Below are 18,666 nucleotides of genomic sequence, written 5' to 3' on the forward strand. Positions count from 1 at the left end.
CGACTGCCTTGACCTGGATCAACCCTTTATATGTGCGGACACAATGACACGGTTCCTTTTCCTGATGCCGGCACCTAGATTGGGCAAATCAGACGGCCGGACGATGCGATGACCATTCGCCAGGACATTCACAACTCGGAGATTCCAGCGCTGTGCCGCTCCTGCGAGGCACGGCACCGTGGCGTCTGCGGCGCACTGACGTCCGAGCAGTTGGTCGAGCTCAGCCGCCACACGACCAAGCGCAAGGTCGAACCGGGCACGGTGCTGGTGTCGGATGCCGACACTATCGACAGCTATGCCAATGTGCTGTCAGGCGTGGTCAAGCTGACCAAAACGCTGCCCGATGGCCGCCAGCAGATCGTCGGCCTGCAGTTTGCTCCTGATTTCATCGGCCGGCCGTTCAAGCGGGAAAGCTCGATCACCGCCGAAGCGGCGACGCCGGTGCGTGTCTGCGCCTTTCCCAAGACGTCGCTCGACCGGATGATCGAGCTGTCGCCGGAGCTAGGGCACCGGCTGCATGTGCAGGCGCTCAACGAACTGGACGACGCACGCGACTGGATGCTGACCCTCGGTCGCAAGACCGCCGCCGAGCGCGTCGCCTCGTTCCTGCATCTGATTGCGCGCCATGCCGATCCCGAAACGGAGCTCGATGGCGAGGTCAGCTTCGACCTGCCCTTGACCCGCGCCGACATCGCCGACTTCCTCGGCCTGACCATCGAGACGGTCAGCCGCCAGCTAACCAAGCTGCGCAAGGACGGCGTGATTTCAGTCGAGCACAACCGCCACATCACCGTCTTCGACCTCTCCAAGCTCGAACGCCGCGCCAACATCTGAGGCTGGGAGATCCAAAGCTGCCTCAGGGCTCCAGCGTCAGCTGGGCGATGACGTGGTCATGTTCAAAGGCGATGTGGCGCCTGAGCGCACCGAAGAAGCCGCGCAGCATGAAACCCAGTGTCTCGGGATTCTCAGGCCTGCCGCGGCGAGCCGTTGCCCTGAGCGTATCGCGCAGTTCGGCGGCATAACCCTCATCCTCGAAATGCTCGTTCTTGAGCCGGGCGATCGTCTTGCGCGTCTCGGCGCTGTGCAGCAGCCGGGCGGCGAAATACGGATAAACCCGCTGCTCCTCGAAACGATGGATCTTGACCATCTGCGGTCCCAGCGCCCGCGCCGCCAGCAGGCACTCTCGCCGGTCGAGCCCCGGCAGTGAATCGGCGATTGCCTCCAGTCGATGGCACAGGACGAGCTTGGCGGCATGCGCCCGCCGCATCGCTGCGACGGCGTCCTGCAGGGCCGTGTCCTCCGATCCGACCGTCATCTGACTGCGTGCACTCATCTTGTCTCGAGGTTCCTCTTTGCCCCGGAAGCTGATCTGACACGCGCGGCTTGACCTTGATCCAGATCAAGGCAGTGTAGGCAACTGTCGTAGAAGTGTGGCGTCTGGCGCCGGCGAGGGACCTTTCGGCGCCCAGATTTCGTCGGGGATCGCTATGAAATACGGAATGGAAGTCATCCTGCTGGCATTGGCGGCGTTCGCCGCCTTGCTTGGCGCCGCCTTTGCGCAGGACAACCAGTTCGGCGCTCACATGTGGGTGCTGTTCTTCGTGCTGACGGCAGGCGCCGTCGTGCTGATGCGCAGCAGCAGCTACGCACCGGTCGATATCCTCGCGGAGGACAAGTCGGCCTACATGGACGGACCGGTGCGCTATGGCGTCATTGCCACGGTGTTCTGGGGCGTCGTCGGCTTCCTGGTCGGCGTCGTTGTGGCGGCCCAGCTCGCCTTCCCCGACCTCAACATCGAGCCCTGGCTCAACTTCGGCCGCGTTCGCCCGCTGCACACCTCGGCGGTCATCTTCGCCTTCGGCGGCAACGCGCTGATCGCCACCTCCTTCTACGTCGTCCAGCGCACCTCACGGGCCCGTCTCTTCGGCGGCAATCTCGCCTGGTACGTGTTCTGGGGCTACCAGCTTTTCATCGTGCTCGCCGCCACCGGCTACCTCCTGGGCATCACCCAGAGCCGCGAATATGCCGAGCCCGAATGGTATGTCGACATCTTCCTGACGGTCGTCTGGGTCGCCTATCTGGTCGTCTTCCTCGGCACGATCCTGAAGCGCAAGGAGCCGCATATCTATGTGGCCAACTGGTTCTACCTCGCCTTCATCGTCACCATCGCGATGCTGCACGTCGTCAACAACCTGGCGGTGCCCGCCTCCTTCCTCGGCTCCAAGAGCTATTCGCTGTTCTCGGGCGTGCAGGACGCGCTGACACAGTGGTGGTACGGGCACAACGCGGTCGGCTTTTTCCTGACCGCCGGCTTCCTCGGCATGATGTACTATTTCGTGCCCAAGCAGGCCGGACGCCCCGTCTATTCCTACCGTCTGTCGATCATCCACTTCTGGTCGCTGATCTTCCTCTACATCTGGGCCGGCCCGCATCACCTGCACTACACCGCCCTGCCCGACTGGGCGCAGACGCTCGGCATGGTGTTCTCGATCATGCTGTGGATGCCGTCCTGGGGCGGCATGATCAACGGCCTGATGACGCTGTCTGGCGCCTGGGACAAGATCCGCACCGATCCGATCATCCGCATGATGGTCGTCGCCATCGCTTTCTACGGCATGTCGACCTTCGAAGGCCCGATGATGTCGATCAAGGCGGTCAACTCGCTCAGCCACTACACCGAGTGGACGATCGGCCATGTCCATTCCGGCGCGCTTGGTTGGAACGGCATGATCACCTTCGGCGCCATCTACTTCCTGGTGCCGCGCCTGTGGGGTCGCGAACGGCTCTATTCGATGCGCCTGGTCACCTGGCATTTCTGGCTCGCCACGCTCGGCATCGTCGTCTACGCGGCGGTCATGTGGGTTGCCGGCATCAGCCAGGGCCTGATGTGGCGCGAATACGACGAGCAGGGTTTCCTGGTCTATTCCTTCGCCGAAAGCGTCGCTGCCATGAAGCCCTATTACATCGTCCGCACCATCGGCGGCCTGATGTTCCTCGCCGGCGCACTGGTCATGGCCTGGAACGTCTACATGACGATCCGCGGCTACCAGCGCCAGGAAGAGCCGCTGCCCGGCTCGGCTCCCGCACTCCAGCCCGCCCAGTAAGGATTTGAGACATGGCACTGCTCGACAAACACAAGACAATCGAGAAGAACGCTACCCTGCTCCTGGTCGGCACGCTGTTCGTGGTCAGCATCGGCGGTCTCGTCCAGATCACGCCGCTGTTCTATCTCGAAAACACCATCGAGAAGGTCGAGGGCATGCGGCCCTACTCGCCGCTGGAGCTGGCCGGACGCAACATCTACATCCGCGAGGGTTGCTACACCTGCCATAGCCAGATGATCCGCCCCTTCCGTGACGAGGTCGAACGCTACGGCCACTACAGCCTGGCGGCGGAGTCGATGTACGACCATCCCTTCCAGTGGGGATCCAAGCGCACCGGCCCCGACCTTGCCCGCGTCGGCAACCGCTACTCCAATGAATGGCACGTCCAGCATCTGGTCGAGCCGCGTTCGGTGGTGCCGGAATCGATCATGCCGAGCTACGCCTTCCTCAAGGAGACGCCGCTCGCCGTGAAGAACATCAGCTACGATCTCATCGCCAACCGCCGCGTCGGCGTGCCCTACAGCGACGAGATGATCGCCAGCGCCGACGCCGACCTTAAGGCGCAGGCCGACCCGAACGCCGACACCTCGGGTCTTCTGGCACGCTATCCCAAGGCCAAGCTGGGCGACTTCGACGGCAATCCGGCAACTCTGACCGAAATGGATGCGCTGGTTGCCTATCTGCAGATGCTCGGCACGCTGGTCGACTTCTCGACCTACGATCCGGCAACCGGCTACCGCTAAGGAGATACGTCATGGACTACACGACGTTGCGACATTTCGCGGACAGCTGGGGGCTGCTTGCGATGACCGTATTCTTCATCGGCGCGGTTGTGTTCGCGCTTCGCCCCGGCAGCAAGGAAGCTGCCGAGCGGGCGGCCCAAATTCCGCTCAAGGAGGACTGATCTGTGAGCGAAAAGCATATCGACGAATTGTCCGGCGTCGAAACAACCGGACACGAATGGGACGGCATCCGGGAACTCAACAATCCGATGCCGCGCTGGTGGTTGTGGACCTTCTACGCCACCATCGTCTGGGCGCTGGCCTACACCATTGCCTATCCGGCCTGGCCGATGATCAGCAGCGCCACATCGGGCATGCTCGGTTATTCGAGCCGCGCCGAGGTGCAGACAGAACTGGCAGCCGCCGAACAGGCCAAGAGCGCCTATGTCGAGGCGGTCAAGGCGAAGAGCGTCGACGAGATCCTCGCCGACGACAATCTGCGCCAGTTCGCCACTGCTGCCGGTTCTGCCGCGTTCAAGGTCAACTGCATCCAGTGCCACGGTTCCGGCGCGCAGGGGTCGCCCGGCTTCCCCAATCTCAATGACGACGAATGGCTGTGGGGCGGCAAGATCGACCAGATCTACCAGACCATCGCACACGGCGTCCGATTTGCCGGCGACGAGGAAACGCATGCCTCGGAGATGCCGGCCTTTGCCGAGATCCTCGAGCCGCAGCAGGTCAACGAGGTCGCGGCCTATGTCGCCAGCCTCTCGGGTACCGCCGACACGCCCGATCTGGTTCCCGCCGGCGCCAAGGTCTTCGCCGACAATTGCGCCGCCTGTCACGGCGAGAACGCCAAGGGCAACAAGGAGATGGGCGCGCCCGACCTGACGGACGCCATCGCGCTCTACGCCTCGGGCCAGGCGGCGATCGCCCAGCAGGTCCGCCATCCCAAGCACGGCGTGATGCCGGCCTGGGGCGCCCGGCTCGGGGACGTGAAGGTCAAGGAACTTGCCATCTTCGTCCATTCGCTCGGCGGCGGCGAATAACCCTCCAACGCTCCCGGGGCGATGGATGAAGGACGAAGAGAGGCTCGGCAGGGATGTCGGGCCTCTTTTGCACGTAGGCAGGCCGAAGCCGGGTCGGGGTTGACCTGGGTCAAGGCCGCGAGACGGCCGATGAGGCAAAGACGTGACGACCTTGCCGATTTGTCCGGCAGGCGTCCAGCAGGAGACGAGAATGCTTGACGAACAGGACGTGGAGAGGCTCGAAGTCGAGGCGGTCAATTCGGCCAAGACCCGCCAGCCACTCTACACTGCGCGCAAGAAGGTCTTTCCCAAGCGCGCCGCGGGCAATTTTCGCCGGTTCAAGTGGCTGGTCATGCTGGTCACGCTTGGCATCTACTACCTGACGCCGTGGATCCGCTGGGACCGCGGCCCCTATGCTCCCGACCAGGCCGTCCTGCTCGACATCGCCAACAGGCGCTTCTACTTCTTCGCCATCGAGATCTGGCCGCAGGAATTCTTCTACGTCGCCGGCCTCCTGGTCATGGCCGGCATCGGCCTTTTCCTCGTTACCTCGACGGTTGGCCGCGCCTGGTGCGGCTACACCTGCCCGCAGACCGTGTGGGTCGACCTCTTCCTCGTGGTCGAGCGCGGAATCGAGGGCGACCGCAATGCCCGCATCAAGCTCGACAGCGCGCCCTGGTCCTTCGACAAGCTGTGGAAGCGTGTTTCCAAGCATGCGATCTGGCTGGTCATTGCGGTGGCCACCGGTGGCGCCTGGATCTTCTACTTCGCCGATGCGCCCAAGCTGCTTGGCGACTTCGTCAGCGGCCAGGCGGATCCCGTCGCCTACATCACCGTCGCCATCCTGACCGCCACGACCTACGTCTTCGGCGGGCTGATGCGCGAACAGGTCTGTACCTACATGTGCCCATGGCCGCGCATCCAGGCAGCGATGCTGGACGAGAACTCGCTGACCGTCACCTACAACGACTGGCGTGGCGAACCCCGCACCCGCCACGCCAAGAAGGCAGCGGCCGAAGGCTTGTCGGTCGGCGATTGCGTCGACTGCAACGCCTGCGTCGCCGTCTGCCCGATGGGCATCGACATCCGCGACGGCCAGCAGCTCGAATGCATCACCTGCGCGCTGTGCATAGACGCCTGCGACAGCGTCATGGACAAGATCGGCAAGGAACGCGGCCTGATCTCCTACGCGACGCTGGCCGACTACCAGTCGAACATGGCGATTGCCACCAACCCCGAAACCGGCGCGATCGACCCGAAGCGGGTGCGCGACACCAAGGGCAAGTTCAGCGACAAGGTCTCGCATTTCCACTTCCGCCGCCTCTTCCGGCTGCGCACCTTGATCTATGCCGGTGCCTGGAGCCTGATCGGCGTGGCCCTGCTCGTTGCCCTGTTCAGCCGCGACCGGCTCGACATCAACGTGCTGCAGGACCGCAACCCGCAATTTGTCGTCCTCTCCGACGGCTCGATCCGCAACGGCTACACCGTCAAGCTGCTCAACATGGTTCCCGAACCTCGGACTCTGACGCTGAGCCTCGACGGCCTGCCCGGCGCGCAGATGAGCGTGGTCGGCATGAGCCAGGCCGAGAGCCGCTCGGTTTCGGTCAATGCCGAGCCTGACAAACTGACGACAATGAAGGTCTATGTGCGGCTGCCGCGCGACAACCTCGGTGAGGCACATAGCTTCAACTTCGTGGTCGAGGATAAGGCGAGTTCCGAACGGGACACTTATGCTGCAAAATTCAACGTCCCGGAGGGCAGATAGATGAGCACCGTTCAGCCAAAGCAGTTCACCGGCTGGCATATGCTGGCCATCATGGTTGCCTTCTTCGGCGTCATCATCTCCGTCAACCTTTTGATGGCGACCTTTGCCAACACCAGCTGGACCGGCCTCGTCGTCCAGAACACCTATGTCGCCAGCCAGCAATTCAACGAAAAGCAGGCTGAGTCGCGGGCCCAGGCGGCACTTGGCTGGAAAGGGTCCCTGACCATCGCCAATGGCAGGATCAGCTATCACCTCGTCGACGCCTCCGGATCAGCCATCCCGGTTGACGGCGTTACCGCCTCATTCCGCCGTCCGGCCTACGAAAAGGAGGACTGGCAGGCGACGCTGGCACGCGGCGCCGACGGCGCGTTTGCGGTCACAGCCGAGGTCCGTGACGGCATCTGGATCGTCGACACCGAGGCGAAGGTGACCAACGGCGCGCCCTACCGCGAGGCACGCCGCATCACGGTGAGCAATGGAGGGCTGAAATGAGCTGCTGCGCTCCCGACATCGATACGTTGCAAGGCCTGCCCCTGGGTGCCGCCAAGGGCCCATCGCGCGAGGAACTGACACTGTCGAGCCGCACCCTGCCGGATGGGTTGCGCCAGAGCGATCTCGCCGTGCCCGGTGTCCACTGCGGCGCCTGCATCACCAACATCGAAAAGGCGCTGGGCAGCCTCGACGGCGTCGAGCAGGCCCGCGTCAACCTGTCGACCCGCCGCGTGTCGGTGCGCTGGCGCGACGACGCCGGGGCACCGCCTCTGTCCGACGCACTGGCAAGGCTGGGCTACGAGAGCCATCTGTTCGAACAGAGCGCCGACGACAAGGACGAGACGCTTGCCGAGCTGATCCGCGGGCTCGGCATTGCCGGCTTCGCCGCCGGCAACATCATGCTGCTGTCGGTGTCGGTATGGTCGGGCGCGACAGACGCCACACGCGACCTGTTCCACTGGCTGTCCGCGCTGATCGCCCTGCCCGCACTGGCCTATGCCGGTCGCATCTTCTTCCGCTCGGCCTGGGGCGCTCTGAGCAACGGCCGCACCAACATGGACGTGCCAATCTCCATCGGCATTCTGCTCGCCTACAGCCTGAGTCTCTACGACACCGCCAACAGCGGCCCGCACGCCTATTTCGACGCCTCCGCCTCGCTGCTGTTCTTCCTGTTGATCGGCCGCACGCTCGACCACGTCATGCGCGAGCGTGCCCGCGTCGCCGTCAAGGGCCTTGCCCGGCTTGCCGCACGCGGCGCGACGGTGCTGCAGGCAGACGGCACAAGCGCCTACCTGCCAGTCCAGGAGATCGAGCCCGGCATGCAGATTCTGCTCGCCGCAGGCGAACGCGTGCCTGTCGACGCCACGGTCATCAAGGGACGTTCCGAGCTCGACTGCGCCATCGTCTCAGGCGAAAGCGATCCGGTTGCCGTGGAGTCAGGCACCGCACTGCGCGCCGGTACCCTCAACCTGACCGGCCCGCTGACCATCGAAGCAACAGCCAAGGCGCAGGATTCTTTCCTCGCCGAGATGACACGGCTGATGGAAGCCGCCGAAAGCGGCCGTGGCGGCTATCGCCGCATCGCCGACCGGGCCGCAGCGCTTTATGCGCCGGTCCTGCATCTCACCGCCTTCCTGACCTTCGTCGCCTGGATGGTCGCCGACGGCAACTGGCACCAGGCGATCACCATTGCCATTGCCGTGCTGATCATCACGTGTCCCTGCGCGCTTGGGCTTGCCGTGCCGATCGTGCAGGTGGCAGCGGCCCGCCGCCTTTTCGAGAACGGCATCATGGTCAAGGATGGTTCGGCCATGGAGCGCCTGGCCGAAATCGATACGGTCGTGTTCGACAAGACCGGCACGCTGACCCTCGGCATGCCCCGGCTGGTAAATGCCGACGAGATATCGGTGGAAAAGCTGTCCCTGGCCGCCGCGATCGCGCTGCATTCGCGTCACCCGATCTCGCGAGCGCTTGCCGAAACGCAGGTCAACAAGCCGGCAAAGGATTGGCAGTTCGACAGCATCGACGAAGTTCCCGGCTTCGGCCTCGAGGCACGTCTGGGTGGCGATACTTACCGCCTCGGACGCGCTGCCTGGGCACTGGGCGAGCCGGTGTCCTCCCTTGGAACGGTCCTGTCCAGGAACGGCAATGAGCTTGCCGCCTTTGCTTTCGAGGACCGGCTGCGCGCCGGCGCCTCTGAAGCCGTTGGGCAGTTGCGCGGCGCGGGCCTGTCGGTCGAGATCGTTTCCGGCGACCGGCCGGAGGTCGTCAACGCCGTCGCAAGGTCATTGGGCATAACAAGCGCCTCCGCTGGTGTGCTGCCAAGCGGCAAGGTCGAACGTCTCGAGGCGCTCAAGGCGGAAGGCCGCAAGGTGCTGATGGTCGGCGACGGGCTCAATGACGCGCCCGCACTGGCCACGGCCCATGTGTCGATTGCCCCCGCCAGTGCTGCGGACATCGGCCGCAGCGCCTCCGATTTCGTCTTCCTGCGCGAAAGCCTGGTTGCCATCCCACTCGCTCTGGCCACCTCGCGCGAGGCGAACAAGCTGATCCGCCAGAACCTGGTGCTGGCGATCATCTACAACGCCATTGCCGTGCCGATCGCGCTGTTCGGCTACGTCACCCCGCTTGTCGCGGCGCTCGCAATGTCTGTGTCTTCGGTTATTGTGATCGCCAACGGATTGCGCCTCGGCACCGGCAAGGCGCCGGAGCCAAAGGTGGCGGCAATCCCGGCCGAGGCGTATCCGACCAAGGAGGCGATGGCATCATGAGCGGTCTGCTGGTTCTTCTGCCTGTCGCATTGTTTCTCGGCGGGCTCGGGCTCGCGGCCTTCCTCTGGTCGCTGCGCAGCGGCCAGTACGAGGACATGGACGGTGCGGCAGAACGCATCCTGATCGACGACGATTGATCCTTCTCGAAGGTGCGGCCTTTGACCGAAATCCCGGGGATCGCTGGCGATCTCCGGGCTTTTGCATTGGGGCAAGACATTTCGCAAAGGACAAAAAGGCTGCGGCCGGGCGAAGGCCTGTGCTAACAGGACGACATGGCGCAAAAGAAAGCTCACGAAGTCGACTCCTGGCTGGCACGGCCCTCCTCCGAGGCCGTGATCGTGCTGATCTACGGTCCAGACCGTGGCCTCGTTTCCGAGCGCGCAGCAGCCTTTGCAGCCAAGACCGGCCTGCCGCTCGATGACCCCTTCTCCGTGGTCAAGCTCGACGCCGCCGATGTCGAACGCGACAGCGGCCGTCTGGTCGACGAAGCCCGCACCGTGCCGATGTTTGCGCCGCGCCGACTGATCTGGGTGCGCAATGCCGCGGCCCAGAAGAGCCTCGCCGACGACGTGAAAGCGCTGGCCGGCGATCCGCCGCGTGACGCGATCGTCCTGATCGAGGCACAAGACCTCAAGAAGGGCGCTCCTTTGCGTACCATCGTCGAGGGCGCTTTTGCCGGCATGGCCCTGCCCTGCTACGGCGACGAAGCACGCGATCTCGAAACCATCATCGACGACGAACTCCGTATAGCGAACCTGACCATGGCGATGGACGCGCGCAACGCGCTGCGCCGCAGCCTCGGCGGCGACCGGCTCGCCACACGCGGCGAGATCCAGAAGTTGACGCTTTACGCCATGGGCAAGGGCGAAATCTCGCTCGAAGACGTAAAGGACATGATCGGCGACGTCTCGGCCCTGTCACTCGACGACGCCGTCGACGCGGCGCTGGGCGGCAACATTGCCGAGTTCGACCTTGCCTTCACCAAGCAGTGCCAGAACGGTAGCCAGGCGGCACAGCTGCTCGCCGCCGCCATGCGCCACCTTCTCAGCATCCAGCTGATGCGCGGCGATCTCGAGAGCGGCAACCGTAATGCCGCCGCGGTCATTGCGGCAGCGCGGCCGCCTGTCTTCTTCGCCCGCAAGCGTGCGGTCGAGCGCGCCCTGACCAGCTGGAATTCAGCTTCGCTCACCCGCGCCCTGACCCGTCTGCAGGCCACGACGCTGCAGACGCGACGGCGTCCCGAACTCGCTGTGGCCCTGGCGCGCCAAGCTCTTCTCGGGATCGCGGTAGAGGGTGCACGGCTCGCCGCCGGCAGGCGCTAGGCCCAATGTTCTTGCGCAGCAAAGCTCGTGCAGCTGAGCTTGAGCACGACAAAAAACGCCGGCTAACAAGCCGGCGTTTTCGTAGCAAGAATCAATAGATTCAATCACATAGATTCGTTCTTCAGCCGGCGGCAGAGGTCGTCGAGCTGTTCGAGCGAGCGGTAGGCGACGCGCACTTCGCCGCCGCCCTTTTCCTTGTGGGCGATGGAGATCCGCATACCGACGACGTCTGACAGGAGTTTTTCCAGTGCCGCAGTGTCGGGATCCTTGTCCACGGCGCGCCGCTGCTTCTCTTCAGCGACGGCGGATGCCGGCAGCTGCGCCAGCGCTTCGGCCTGGCGCACCGAAAGGCCATCCTCGACGATGCGCTTGGCCAGCCCGACTGGGTCGGCGGCGGTGATCAGCGCGCGCGCATGACCGGCCGACAGCTCGCCATTCACCAGCATATCGCGAACGACGTCGGGCAGTTTGAGCAGCCGCAGCGTGTTGGCGACGTGGCTGCGGCTTTTGCCGATCACCTGACCTAGATCAGCCTGAGTGTAGTTGTGGTCGTCGATGAGCTGCTGGTAGCCGAGCGCTTCTTCAATCGCATTGAGGTCGGTACGCTGGACGTTTTCGATAATCGCCAGCTCGAGCGCCGTGCGATCGTTGACCTCACGCACGATGACGGGGATTTCGTTGACGCCTGCACGCTGCGCGGCGCGCCAGCGACGCTCACCGGCGATGATTTCATAGCGTCCTGCCTGCGCTGCCGGGCGCACCACCACCGGCTGCACCAAACCGTGCTCTCGGATCGACTGCGCCAGATCAGCCAGATCGGCCTCTGCAAAATGCCGGCGTGGATTGCGCGGATTGGGGCTCACGAATTCGATCGGTACCCGCCCGTCGGCCAGCGCCGCAGGCTTTTCCGGCTCCGCCGGCTTGTCCATTTCACCGATCAGAGCTGCGAGGCCTCGTCCGAGCCGCTTTCTGGAAAGGTCTTCGCTCATATTCTTCTTCTTTTCCGGATTGTTTCGGTATCGAATCGGTTACGCGGCGCGCAGCTTGCGCTCACGCCTGATCACTTCGGAAGCCAACTGCAGATAGGCTTGGCTACCCGAGCACTTCAGGTCGTAGAGGATCGCCGGCTTGCCATAGGATGGCGCCTCGGAGATACGCACATTGCGCGGGATCACCGTGTCATAGACCTTCTCGCCCATATGGGCGCGCACGTCTTCGACCACCTGGTTGGCCAGATTGTTGCGTCCATCGAACATGGTGAGGACGATGCCCTGTATGGTCAGGTCGGGATTGATCGTCTGACGAACTTGATTCACCGTCTCAAGCAACTGGCTCAAGCCCTCGAGCGCAAAGAATTCGCACTGCAGCGGCACAAGCACTGAGTCCGCCGCCGCCATCGAATTCAGGGTCAGCAGGTTGAGCGACGGCGGGCAATCGATCAGCACGTAACTATAGGCTGCCGAGCGATTGGCGGCCGCCCGCAGCGCATTGCGCAGCTTGAGCACGCGATCCGCCGCGGAGGCGATTTCCATTTCGATTCCAAGCAGATCGAGCGTCGACGGCACCAGCGACAGACCGGGAACGGCTGTCTCAATCGCCGCTTCCTCGATGGTCAGCTGGCCGGTCAGCACGTCATATGACGACACACTGCGGTCGCGGCGGTCTACGCCCAGGCCGGTACTTGCGTTACCCTGTGGATCGAGGTCGATGATGAGAACGCGCTCACCGATCGCGGCAAGTGCTGTCGCCAGATTGATGGCCGTCGTCGTCTTGCCGACGCCGCCCTTCTGATTGGCTACTGTGATGATTCTTGGCGTGTTTTTCATGGCTCGACTGCTGTCTTTCGTCTCAAAACAAGCGTCGCTCAAGCGCGACGCAGGTTCCGAATCTCGAGGATGACTCCCTGCGCGTCGGTCAGGCTGGGATGTTCTACCAGATCGAATCGCCACTGATGAGCGCTATCTTCGATCTCCTGGCGGTAATCCCGGCCTTTATGAAACAGCGCCACCGTTCCGGCCTCCAGCCATGGTGCCGACAGCTCCAGGAGCAGCGGTAGTGGTGCCAAAGCGCGTGCACTCAATATATCGGGTGCGGTGATGATGTCATGCACATCCTCGATGCGCTTGGAGTGAACCTTGGCCGGCAACCCGAGTTCGCCGACAACCGCCTGCAGGAAACCGGTTTTCTTGCGATTGCTTTCGACCAGATCGATGGACGCGCCCGACCGGTCTGCGATCATCGTCCCAATGATCAAGCCGGGAAAGCCACCACCTGAACCGATGTCGAGCCACTTCTTGGCGTCACCGCCAAGTTTCACGACCTGTGCGCTGTCGAGGATGTGACGTTCCCACACCTCGTTGAGCGTCGACGGCGCTACGAGATTTATCCTCTGCGCCCACTTGCGAAACACGCGTTCGAAGGCCTGAAGGCGTTCGAATGTTTCACGTGAAACTGGCCCTGCGATATCTTGCAACCGGGAATAGCTACTGTCTGCAGTCACGCGGCACCTTTCCGGGATAGCACCTCGGCATTGCGTACATGGGCCAGGATGATGGCCAACGCGGCCGGCGTCATGCCGTCTATCCTTTGCGCCTCCGCCAGGGACCGCGGCCGACGAAGCTTCATCTTCTGCCGCAGCTCGTTGGAAAGGCCGGGAACCGACTCAAAATCAAGCGCTTCGGGGATGGTTCTCTCCTCTTCCTTGAGGATCAATGCCGCATCGGCCTTCTGCCGGTCCAGATAGACAGCATATTTGGCTTCAATTTCAATCGCTTCAGCTGTCTTGCCGTCAATCGACGCAAGCTCTGGCAAGACCTTAACAAGTTGCTTGAGGTCAATGTCGGGATAAGCCAGCAACTCATAGAGTGAGCGTTTGACGCCGTCGAGATTAACTTCGATGCCATGGCGGCGCGCCTCGTTGGGCGACAAGCTGTGTGACTTCGTCAGCGCACGAACCGTGTCGACGCGTGCAGCCATCTCAGCAAAACGCTTCTCGCGTCCACTTGAAGCAATCCCCAGCTCGACGGCAAGCGGCGTCAATCGCCGGTCGGCATTGTCGGCACGCAAGGAAAGCCGAAATTCGGCGCGCGACGTGAACATGCGATAGGGTTCGCTGATCCCGCGGCTCGTCAGGTCATCGACCATCACGCCGATGTAAGCCTGCGTGCGGCTCAGGATCACCGCCTCACCGCCACCTGCCTTGCGCGCGGCATTGAGACCGGCCAGCAGCCCTTGGGCGCCGGCTTCCTCATATCCGGTCGTACCGTTGATCTGGCCTGCGAGGTAAAGGCCGGCCACGCGCCTGGTTTCCAGCGTGGGTTCCAGTTCGCGCGGGTCGATATGATCATATTCAATTGCATAGCCGGGCTGGAGCATGACTGCCTTCTCCAACCCGGGAATCGACTTCAGGATTTCGAGCTGCACGTCTTCCGGCAGCGACGTCGAGATACCGTTGGGATAGACAGTATCGTCGTCGAGACCTTCCGGCTCAAGGAAGATCTGATGACCTTCACGATCGCCAAATTTGACGATCTTGTCTTCGATCGACGGGCAATAGCGGGGCCCAACGCCTTCAATCGATCCCGAATACATCGCCGATCGGCCGAGATTCTCCCTGATAATGCGATGCGTGGTTTCGGTCGTTCGCGTGATGCCGCACTCGATCTGCGGATTGGTGATCCTGTCCGTCATCAGCGAAAACGGCACGGAGTCCTCATCGGCGGCCTGCTTGTCCAGCGAAGCCCAGTCGATCGTCTTGCCGTCGAGCCGCGGCGGCGTCCCGGTCTTGAGTCGGCCAAGACGCAGCCCTGCCCGTTTGAGCGTCTCCGAAAGCCCTATCGAGGCTTGTTCGTTCATGCGACCGGCAGTGATCTTGCGTTCGCCGATGTGAATAAGGCCGCGCAGGAAGGTTCCGGTGGTCAGGACCACGGCAGCGCAATCCAATCTGCGCCCGTCGGCAAGGACGACGGCGGTCACGCGCCCATCGTCGATAATGAAATCAAAGACTTCACCTTCGACTACATCGAGATTCGATTGCGCTGCGATCGCCTCCTGCATCGCAAGACGATAGAGCTTGCGGTCTGCCTGCGTGCGCGGACCGCGCACGGCCGGCCCCTTGCGGCGATTGAGCAGCCGAAATTGAATGCCGGCGGCATCGGCCACTCGGCCCATCAGCCCGTCCAAGGCATCGATCTCGCGGACCAGGTGGCCCTTGCCGAGGCCGCCAATGGCCGGATTGCATGACATGGTGCCAATTGTGTCGCGCCGAAGCGTAACCAGCGCTGTTCTGGCGCCTGCCCGGGCGGATGCAGACGCGGCCTCACAGCCAGCATGCCCCCCGCCCACCACGACAACGTCGTAGCTATCAGCCATGACTCTCTCCAGGAAGTGTGTGAGCGGACAGATGTCCCCTTCGTTCCCCTATGTCAAGGGAATCGGACCGGTGATGGTTTCACGTGAAACATTTCACCTTGAGTCAATGGTGATTTGCTGGATGTTTCACGTGAATCACGACTTTCTGCAGGTGGTGGAATGTTTCACGTGAATCATTTTCCGATGCAAAACTGGGAGAAGATCACATCCAGGAGATCTTCCACATCGACAGCGCCGGACAGCTTGCCAATTCGATCTGTCGCCAATCTCAGCTCTTCGGCCTTGAGTTCAAGCATATCGGCAGGATGAGCAAGCGCTGCGCGCATATGGAAAATTGCTTCCCGCAACAGCTCGACGTGCCGCAGGCGTGACGGCAGCACATCGCCCTTTTGGCCAACCGCCTCCCTCGCCCGTTGGCCGATCAAATTAAGCAGGATGTCGATGTTCTCGCCCGTCACGGTCGAAATCTCGAGCGCGTAGGGTTCGCTCCGGGTGCCTGCATTGGCCTGCTTCCGATCCAGCTTGGTACCAATGAGCATCGTAGGCACGCCCTCGGGGGCTTCGATGGAAGCCTCGCCTGAATTCATATCCTCCAGATAGACCACCAGATCGGCAGTCGAAGCACGTTCCCTGGCGCGCGCGATGCCTATCGCCTCAACCCTGCCGGCCGGCTCGCGCAATCCTGCCGTATCGGTGATGCGCACCTTGATGCCGTCGAGATCCAATACGGCCTCTACAAGGTCGCGCGTGGTACCCGGCTCGTCCGTGACGATCGCTGCTTCACGCCGCAGCAGCGCATTGAGCAAGCTCGACTTGCCCGCATTCGGTGCGCCGAGAATGACGACGTCGAAACCATCGCGGATCATCTCGGCGCGGCCATAGCCTTCCGCATGCCGTTCGACTTCGTCACTCAGCACGTCCACGTCTTGCCAAACCTGGTTCGAAATCGACCCGGGAACGTCGGATTCATCGGCGAAGTCCATCTCGGCCTCGATCATGGCGCGCGCATGGATCAGACGCCGACGCCAGCCGCTGTAGAGCTCGCTTTGAGCGCCGCTCGAATTCATGACAGCAAACTGGCGCTGTGCTTCCGTCTCGGCATTGACCAGATCGGCCAGCGCCTCAGCCTCCAGAAGGTCGATCTTGCCATTCAGGAAGGCGCGACGCGTGAATTCGCCCGCTTGAGCCAGTCGGAATCCGCGCATTTTTCCGATTTCGGCCAGCAATGCGGAAACAACTGCTCGCCCGCCGTGAACCTGGAACTCGCCGCAATCCTCGCCGGTGAAGCTGTTGGGTCCAGGGAAGAACAGCGTGAGGCCATGGTCGATCAGGTCCCCCGATCCGCCATGCAATGGGCCATAATGCGCTTGCCGTGGTCGCGGCAATTTTCCGGATATCGTTTCGATAGCGAATCGAACGTCGGGGCCGGAGATCCTGACAATCGCCACACCTGAGGGCAGGTGGCCGCTGGAAAGCGCGGCGATCGAATCCTTGAATAGCATTTGCCGGCCTTTCCGAACCGCCCTAGTTTGAAGATCTCTTAACACTGTTTCGGGGCAATTCGGAGCCATGCTTCAGCCAAAGAACCTGCTACAGGAAGAAGGCAGCCCCTATCTGCGCCAGCATGGCGATAACCCGGTGCATTGGCGCCCCTGGTCTTCGGCCGCACTTGCCGAAGCTGTCCGTCTTGACCGCCCGATTCTGCTCTCGGTCGGTTATGCCGCCTGCCACTGGTGCCATGTCATGGCCCATGAAAGCTTCGAGAACGACGAGGTTGCGGAGGTGATGAACCGTCTCTTCGTCAACATCAAGGTCGACCGGGAGGAACGGCCCGATATCGACCAAATCTATATGGCGGCACTGGCCAGCATGGGCGAACAGGGCGGCTGGCCGCTCACCATGTTCCTCACCCCCGATGCCAAGCCGTTCTGGGGCGGCACCTATTTTCCACGCGAGCCTCGTTATGGCCGTCCCGGCTTCATTCAGGTGCTGAATGCCGTGGACGCCGCCTGGCGCGGCAAGCGTGCAAGCATCCTGCAAAGCGCGACCGAGCTCTCCCGGCATGTTGGCCAAAGACTGGGCAACACCGCTCCGGCCGGTGAGATTTCACCACAGGCGCTGGAAACCCTCGCTCAGGGCATCAACGGGATGATCGACCGCGAACTCGGCGGATTGCGTGGCGCCCCGAAGTTTCCCAATGCGCCGTTCATGCAAACGCTCTGGCTGTCCTGGCTCAAATCAGGCGACCAGGACCGCCGCGGCGCGGTAATTAAAAGCCTTGAACACATGTTGTCAGGCGGCATCTACGATCATGTTGGCGGCGGGCTGGCGCGCTATTCCACCGACGCTCATTGGCTGGTGCCGCATTTCGAAAAGATGCTCTACGACAACGCCCAGCTCATCCGGCAGCTGAACTGGGCTTATGCAACCACCGGCAAAGATCTGTTTCGGATACGAATCGAAGACATCGTCGACTGGCTGCTGCGTGAGATGCGGCTGCCCATGGGCACTTTTGCTTCCAGCCTCGACGCTGACAGTGAAGGTGAGGAAGGACTGTTCTACACTTGGACACGCACCGGTATCGAAACCGTTCTTGGTGACGATTCACCCAGCTTTTTCAAATACTTCACGATCACCAAGCCGCAATCTTGGGAGGGCGATCCCATCATCCACCAGACCTCGGGCCAGGCTGAAAAGTCGGTGGAAGACCGTCAAGTCGTCGCCGGTCTGACGTCCAGGCTGCTTGTCGAGCGCGAGAAGCGGATAAGGCCCGGCCGCGACGACAAGGCACTCACCGACTGGAATGGGCTTCTGATCACAGCACTGGCAGAAACAGGCCGAAGCCTTGGCCGCCGCGATTGGATCGATGTCGGGGCAAAGGCATTCAGCGCCATAGTAGCGTCTGCAGAGAATGGGCGTCTGCCGCATTCGAGCCTCGGCGACAAACGTCTCTATCCGGCACTGTCCAGTGATTATGCCGCCATGATCAATGCCGCCGTAGCGCTTTTCGAGGCGACGGGCGACGGAAGCTACGTCAATCACGCCTCCAGCTTTCTGGACGCGCTCGACAGTTGGCATGCGGATACGGACAAGACCGGTTATTTCCTGACCGCGTCCGACAGCGCCGACGTTCCCCTGCGCATCCGCGGCGATGTCGACGAAGCCATCCCCTCGGCCACCAGCCAGATCATCGAGGCCATGGTACGGCTGGCGAGCGCCGCCGGCGACATCGAGATGCAGGAGCGTGCCTGGTCGGTCGCCGCTCACGCCGCCGGGCGGATTCAGAGCCAGCAGTTCGGCCAGGCCGGCATTGTCAACGCATGCGCACTGGCGCTCGAGCCGTCCAAGCTGATTGTCATCGAAGATCCAGCGCGGCCAACGCTTGTTTCGGTACCGAATCGGAACCCTGATCCACGCCGCGTCGACATATTCCTACCGCTCGGCGGCGATGCTTCGCAGGCCAAACTGCCAGGAAACGAGCTTCCGGATATGAAAAAGGCCGGCGCATATCTCTGCACCGGCCTCATCTGTCTGCCTGTCATCACCGACACCAGCAAGCTTGAAGAAGCTCTGCGCCGCCGGTGAGACGGGA

The 18,666-nt window shown here is 62.5% G+C and carries 17 protein-coding genes; 11 read left to right on the forward strand and 6 right to left on the reverse strand.

Annotation, left to right across the window (positions count from 1 at the left end):
* Positions 1-108 precede the first annotated feature (108 nt).
* Positions 109-834: a Crp/Fnr family transcriptional regulator gene (locus tag B015_RS0124990; RefSeq protein WP_018430496.1), complete on the forward strand. Its 726-nt coding sequence runs from the start codon at positions 109-111 to the stop codon at positions 832-834.
* Between the two features lie 22 nt (positions 835-856).
* Here the strand turns inward: B015_RS0124990 and B015_RS31580 are convergent, their stop codons facing one another.
* Positions 857-1,333, reverse strand: a complete 477-nt coding sequence (locus B015_RS31580; RefSeq protein ID WP_081623534.1) for a hemerythrin domain-containing protein — start codon at positions 1,331-1,333, stop codon at positions 857-859.
* Positions 1,334-1,487: 154 nt separating this feature from the next.
* Here B015_RS31580 and ccoN point away from each other — a divergent pair, with 154 nt between their 5' ends.
* The 9 genes from ccoN to holA all read left to right on the forward strand — a co-directional run bounded on the left by ccoN (position 1,488) and on the right by holA (position 10,703).
* Positions 1,488-3,104, forward strand: a complete 1,617-nt coding sequence (ccoN, locus tag B015_RS0125000; protein ID WP_026227702.1) for a cytochrome-c oxidase, cbb3-type subunit I — start codon at positions 1,488-1,490, stop codon at positions 3,102-3,104.
* A gap of 11 nt (positions 3,105-3,115) precedes the next feature.
* On the forward strand, positions 3,116-3,847 hold the full coding sequence (gene ccoO / locus B015_RS0125005) for a cytochrome-c oxidase, cbb3-type subunit II (RefSeq protein ID WP_018430499.1): 732 nt from the start codon (positions 3,116-3,118) through the stop codon (positions 3,845-3,847).
* Positions 3,848-3,858: 11 nt separating this feature from the next.
* On the forward strand, positions 3,859-4,008 hold the full coding sequence (locus B015_RS0125010) for a CcoQ/FixQ family Cbb3-type cytochrome c oxidase assembly chaperone (RefSeq protein ID WP_018430500.1): 150 nt from the start codon (positions 3,859-3,861) through the stop codon (positions 4,006-4,008).
* A 3-nt stretch (positions 4,009-4,011) separates the two neighbouring features.
* A complete protein-coding gene (gene ccoP / locus B015_RS0125015) occupies positions 4,012-4,875 on the forward strand; it encodes a cytochrome-c oxidase, cbb3-type subunit III (protein WP_018430501.1) in 864 nt (287 codons plus the stop codon).
* A gap of 190 nt (positions 4,876-5,065) precedes the next feature.
* Positions 5,066-6,619 (forward strand): cytochrome c oxidase accessory protein CcoG, encoded by a 1,554-nt coding sequence (gene ccoG, locus B015_RS0125020; RefSeq protein ID WP_018430502.1) that lies wholly within the window; start codon positions 5,066-5,068, stop codon positions 6,617-6,619.
* A complete protein-coding gene (locus B015_RS0125025; RefSeq protein ID WP_018430503.1) occupies positions 6,620-7,111 on the forward strand; it encodes a FixH family protein in 492 nt (163 codons plus the stop codon).
* Complete coding sequence (locus tag B015_RS0125030; protein WP_018430504.1) at positions 7,108-9,381, forward strand: cation-translocating P-type ATPase; 2,274 nt, start codon at positions 7,108-7,110, stop codon at positions 9,379-9,381. Before B015_RS0125025 ends, B015_RS0125030 begins: the two co-directional genes overlap by 4 nt.
* On the forward strand, positions 9,378-9,518 hold the full coding sequence (gene ccoS / locus B015_RS0125035; RefSeq protein WP_018430505.1) for a cbb3-type cytochrome oxidase assembly protein CcoS: 141 nt from the start codon (positions 9,378-9,380) through the stop codon (positions 9,516-9,518). The genes B015_RS0125030 and ccoS overlap by 4 nt, the downstream gene beginning before the upstream one ends.
* Before the next feature lie 135 nt (positions 9,519-9,653).
* The gene (gene holA / locus B015_RS0125040; protein ID WP_018430506.1) at positions 9,654-10,703 is read left to right on the forward strand and encodes a DNA polymerase III subunit delta; all 1,050 of its coding nucleotides are present in this window, start codon (positions 9,654-9,656) and stop codon (positions 10,701-10,703) included.
* 104 nt (positions 10,704-10,807) lie between these two features.
* On the opposite strand, the gene B015_RS0125045 is transcribed toward holA, so the two are convergent.
* The 5 genes from B015_RS0125045 to mnmE all read right to left on the reverse strand — a co-directional run bounded on the left by B015_RS0125045 (position 10,808) and on the right by mnmE (position 16,576).
* Positions 10,808-11,692: a ParB/RepB/Spo0J family partition protein gene (locus B015_RS0125045; RefSeq protein ID WP_018430507.1), complete on the reverse strand. Its 885-nt coding sequence runs from the start codon at positions 11,690-11,692 to the stop codon at positions 10,808-10,810.
* 39 nt (positions 11,693-11,731) lie between these two features.
* Positions 11,732-12,529 carry a ParA family protein gene (locus B015_RS0125050; RefSeq protein ID WP_018430508.1) on the reverse strand — a complete coding sequence of 266 codons (798 nt, stop codon included), beginning with the start codon at positions 12,527-12,529 and terminating at the stop codon, positions 11,732-11,734.
* Positions 12,530-12,567: 38 nt separating this feature from the next.
* Positions 12,568-13,203, reverse strand: a complete 636-nt coding sequence (gene rsmG, locus B015_RS0125055) for a 16S rRNA (guanine(527)-N(7))-methyltransferase RsmG (RefSeq protein WP_040456370.1) — start codon at positions 13,201-13,203, stop codon at positions 12,568-12,570.
* Positions 13,200-15,074, reverse strand: coding sequence for a tRNA uridine-5-carboxymethylaminomethyl(34) synthesis enzyme MnmG (mnmG, locus tag B015_RS0125060; protein WP_026227703.1), 1,875 nt, complete (start codon positions 15,072-15,074; stop codon positions 13,200-13,202). Before mnmG ends, rsmG begins: the two co-directional genes overlap by 4 nt.
* A 173-nt stretch (positions 15,075-15,247) precedes the next feature.
* Complete coding sequence (gene mnmE / locus B015_RS0125065) at positions 15,248-16,576, reverse strand: tRNA uridine-5-carboxymethylaminomethyl(34) synthesis GTPase MnmE (protein WP_026227704.1); 1,329 nt, start codon at positions 16,574-16,576, stop codon at positions 15,248-15,250.
* 67 nt (positions 16,577-16,643) lie between these two features.
* Here mnmE and B015_RS0125070 point away from each other — a divergent pair, with 67 nt between their 5' ends.
* The gene (locus tag B015_RS0125070; RefSeq protein WP_018430512.1) at positions 16,644-18,659 is read left to right on the forward strand and encodes a thioredoxin domain-containing protein; all 2,016 of its coding nucleotides are present in this window, start codon (positions 16,644-16,646) and stop codon (positions 18,657-18,659) included.
* Positions 18,660-18,666: the final 7 nt, after the last annotated feature.

Origin of the sequence: Hoeflea sp. 108 (genome assembly GCF_000372965.1) — a bacterium.
Taxonomy (GTDB): domain Bacteria; phylum Pseudomonadota; class Alphaproteobacteria; order Rhizobiales; family Rhizobiaceae; genus Aminobacter.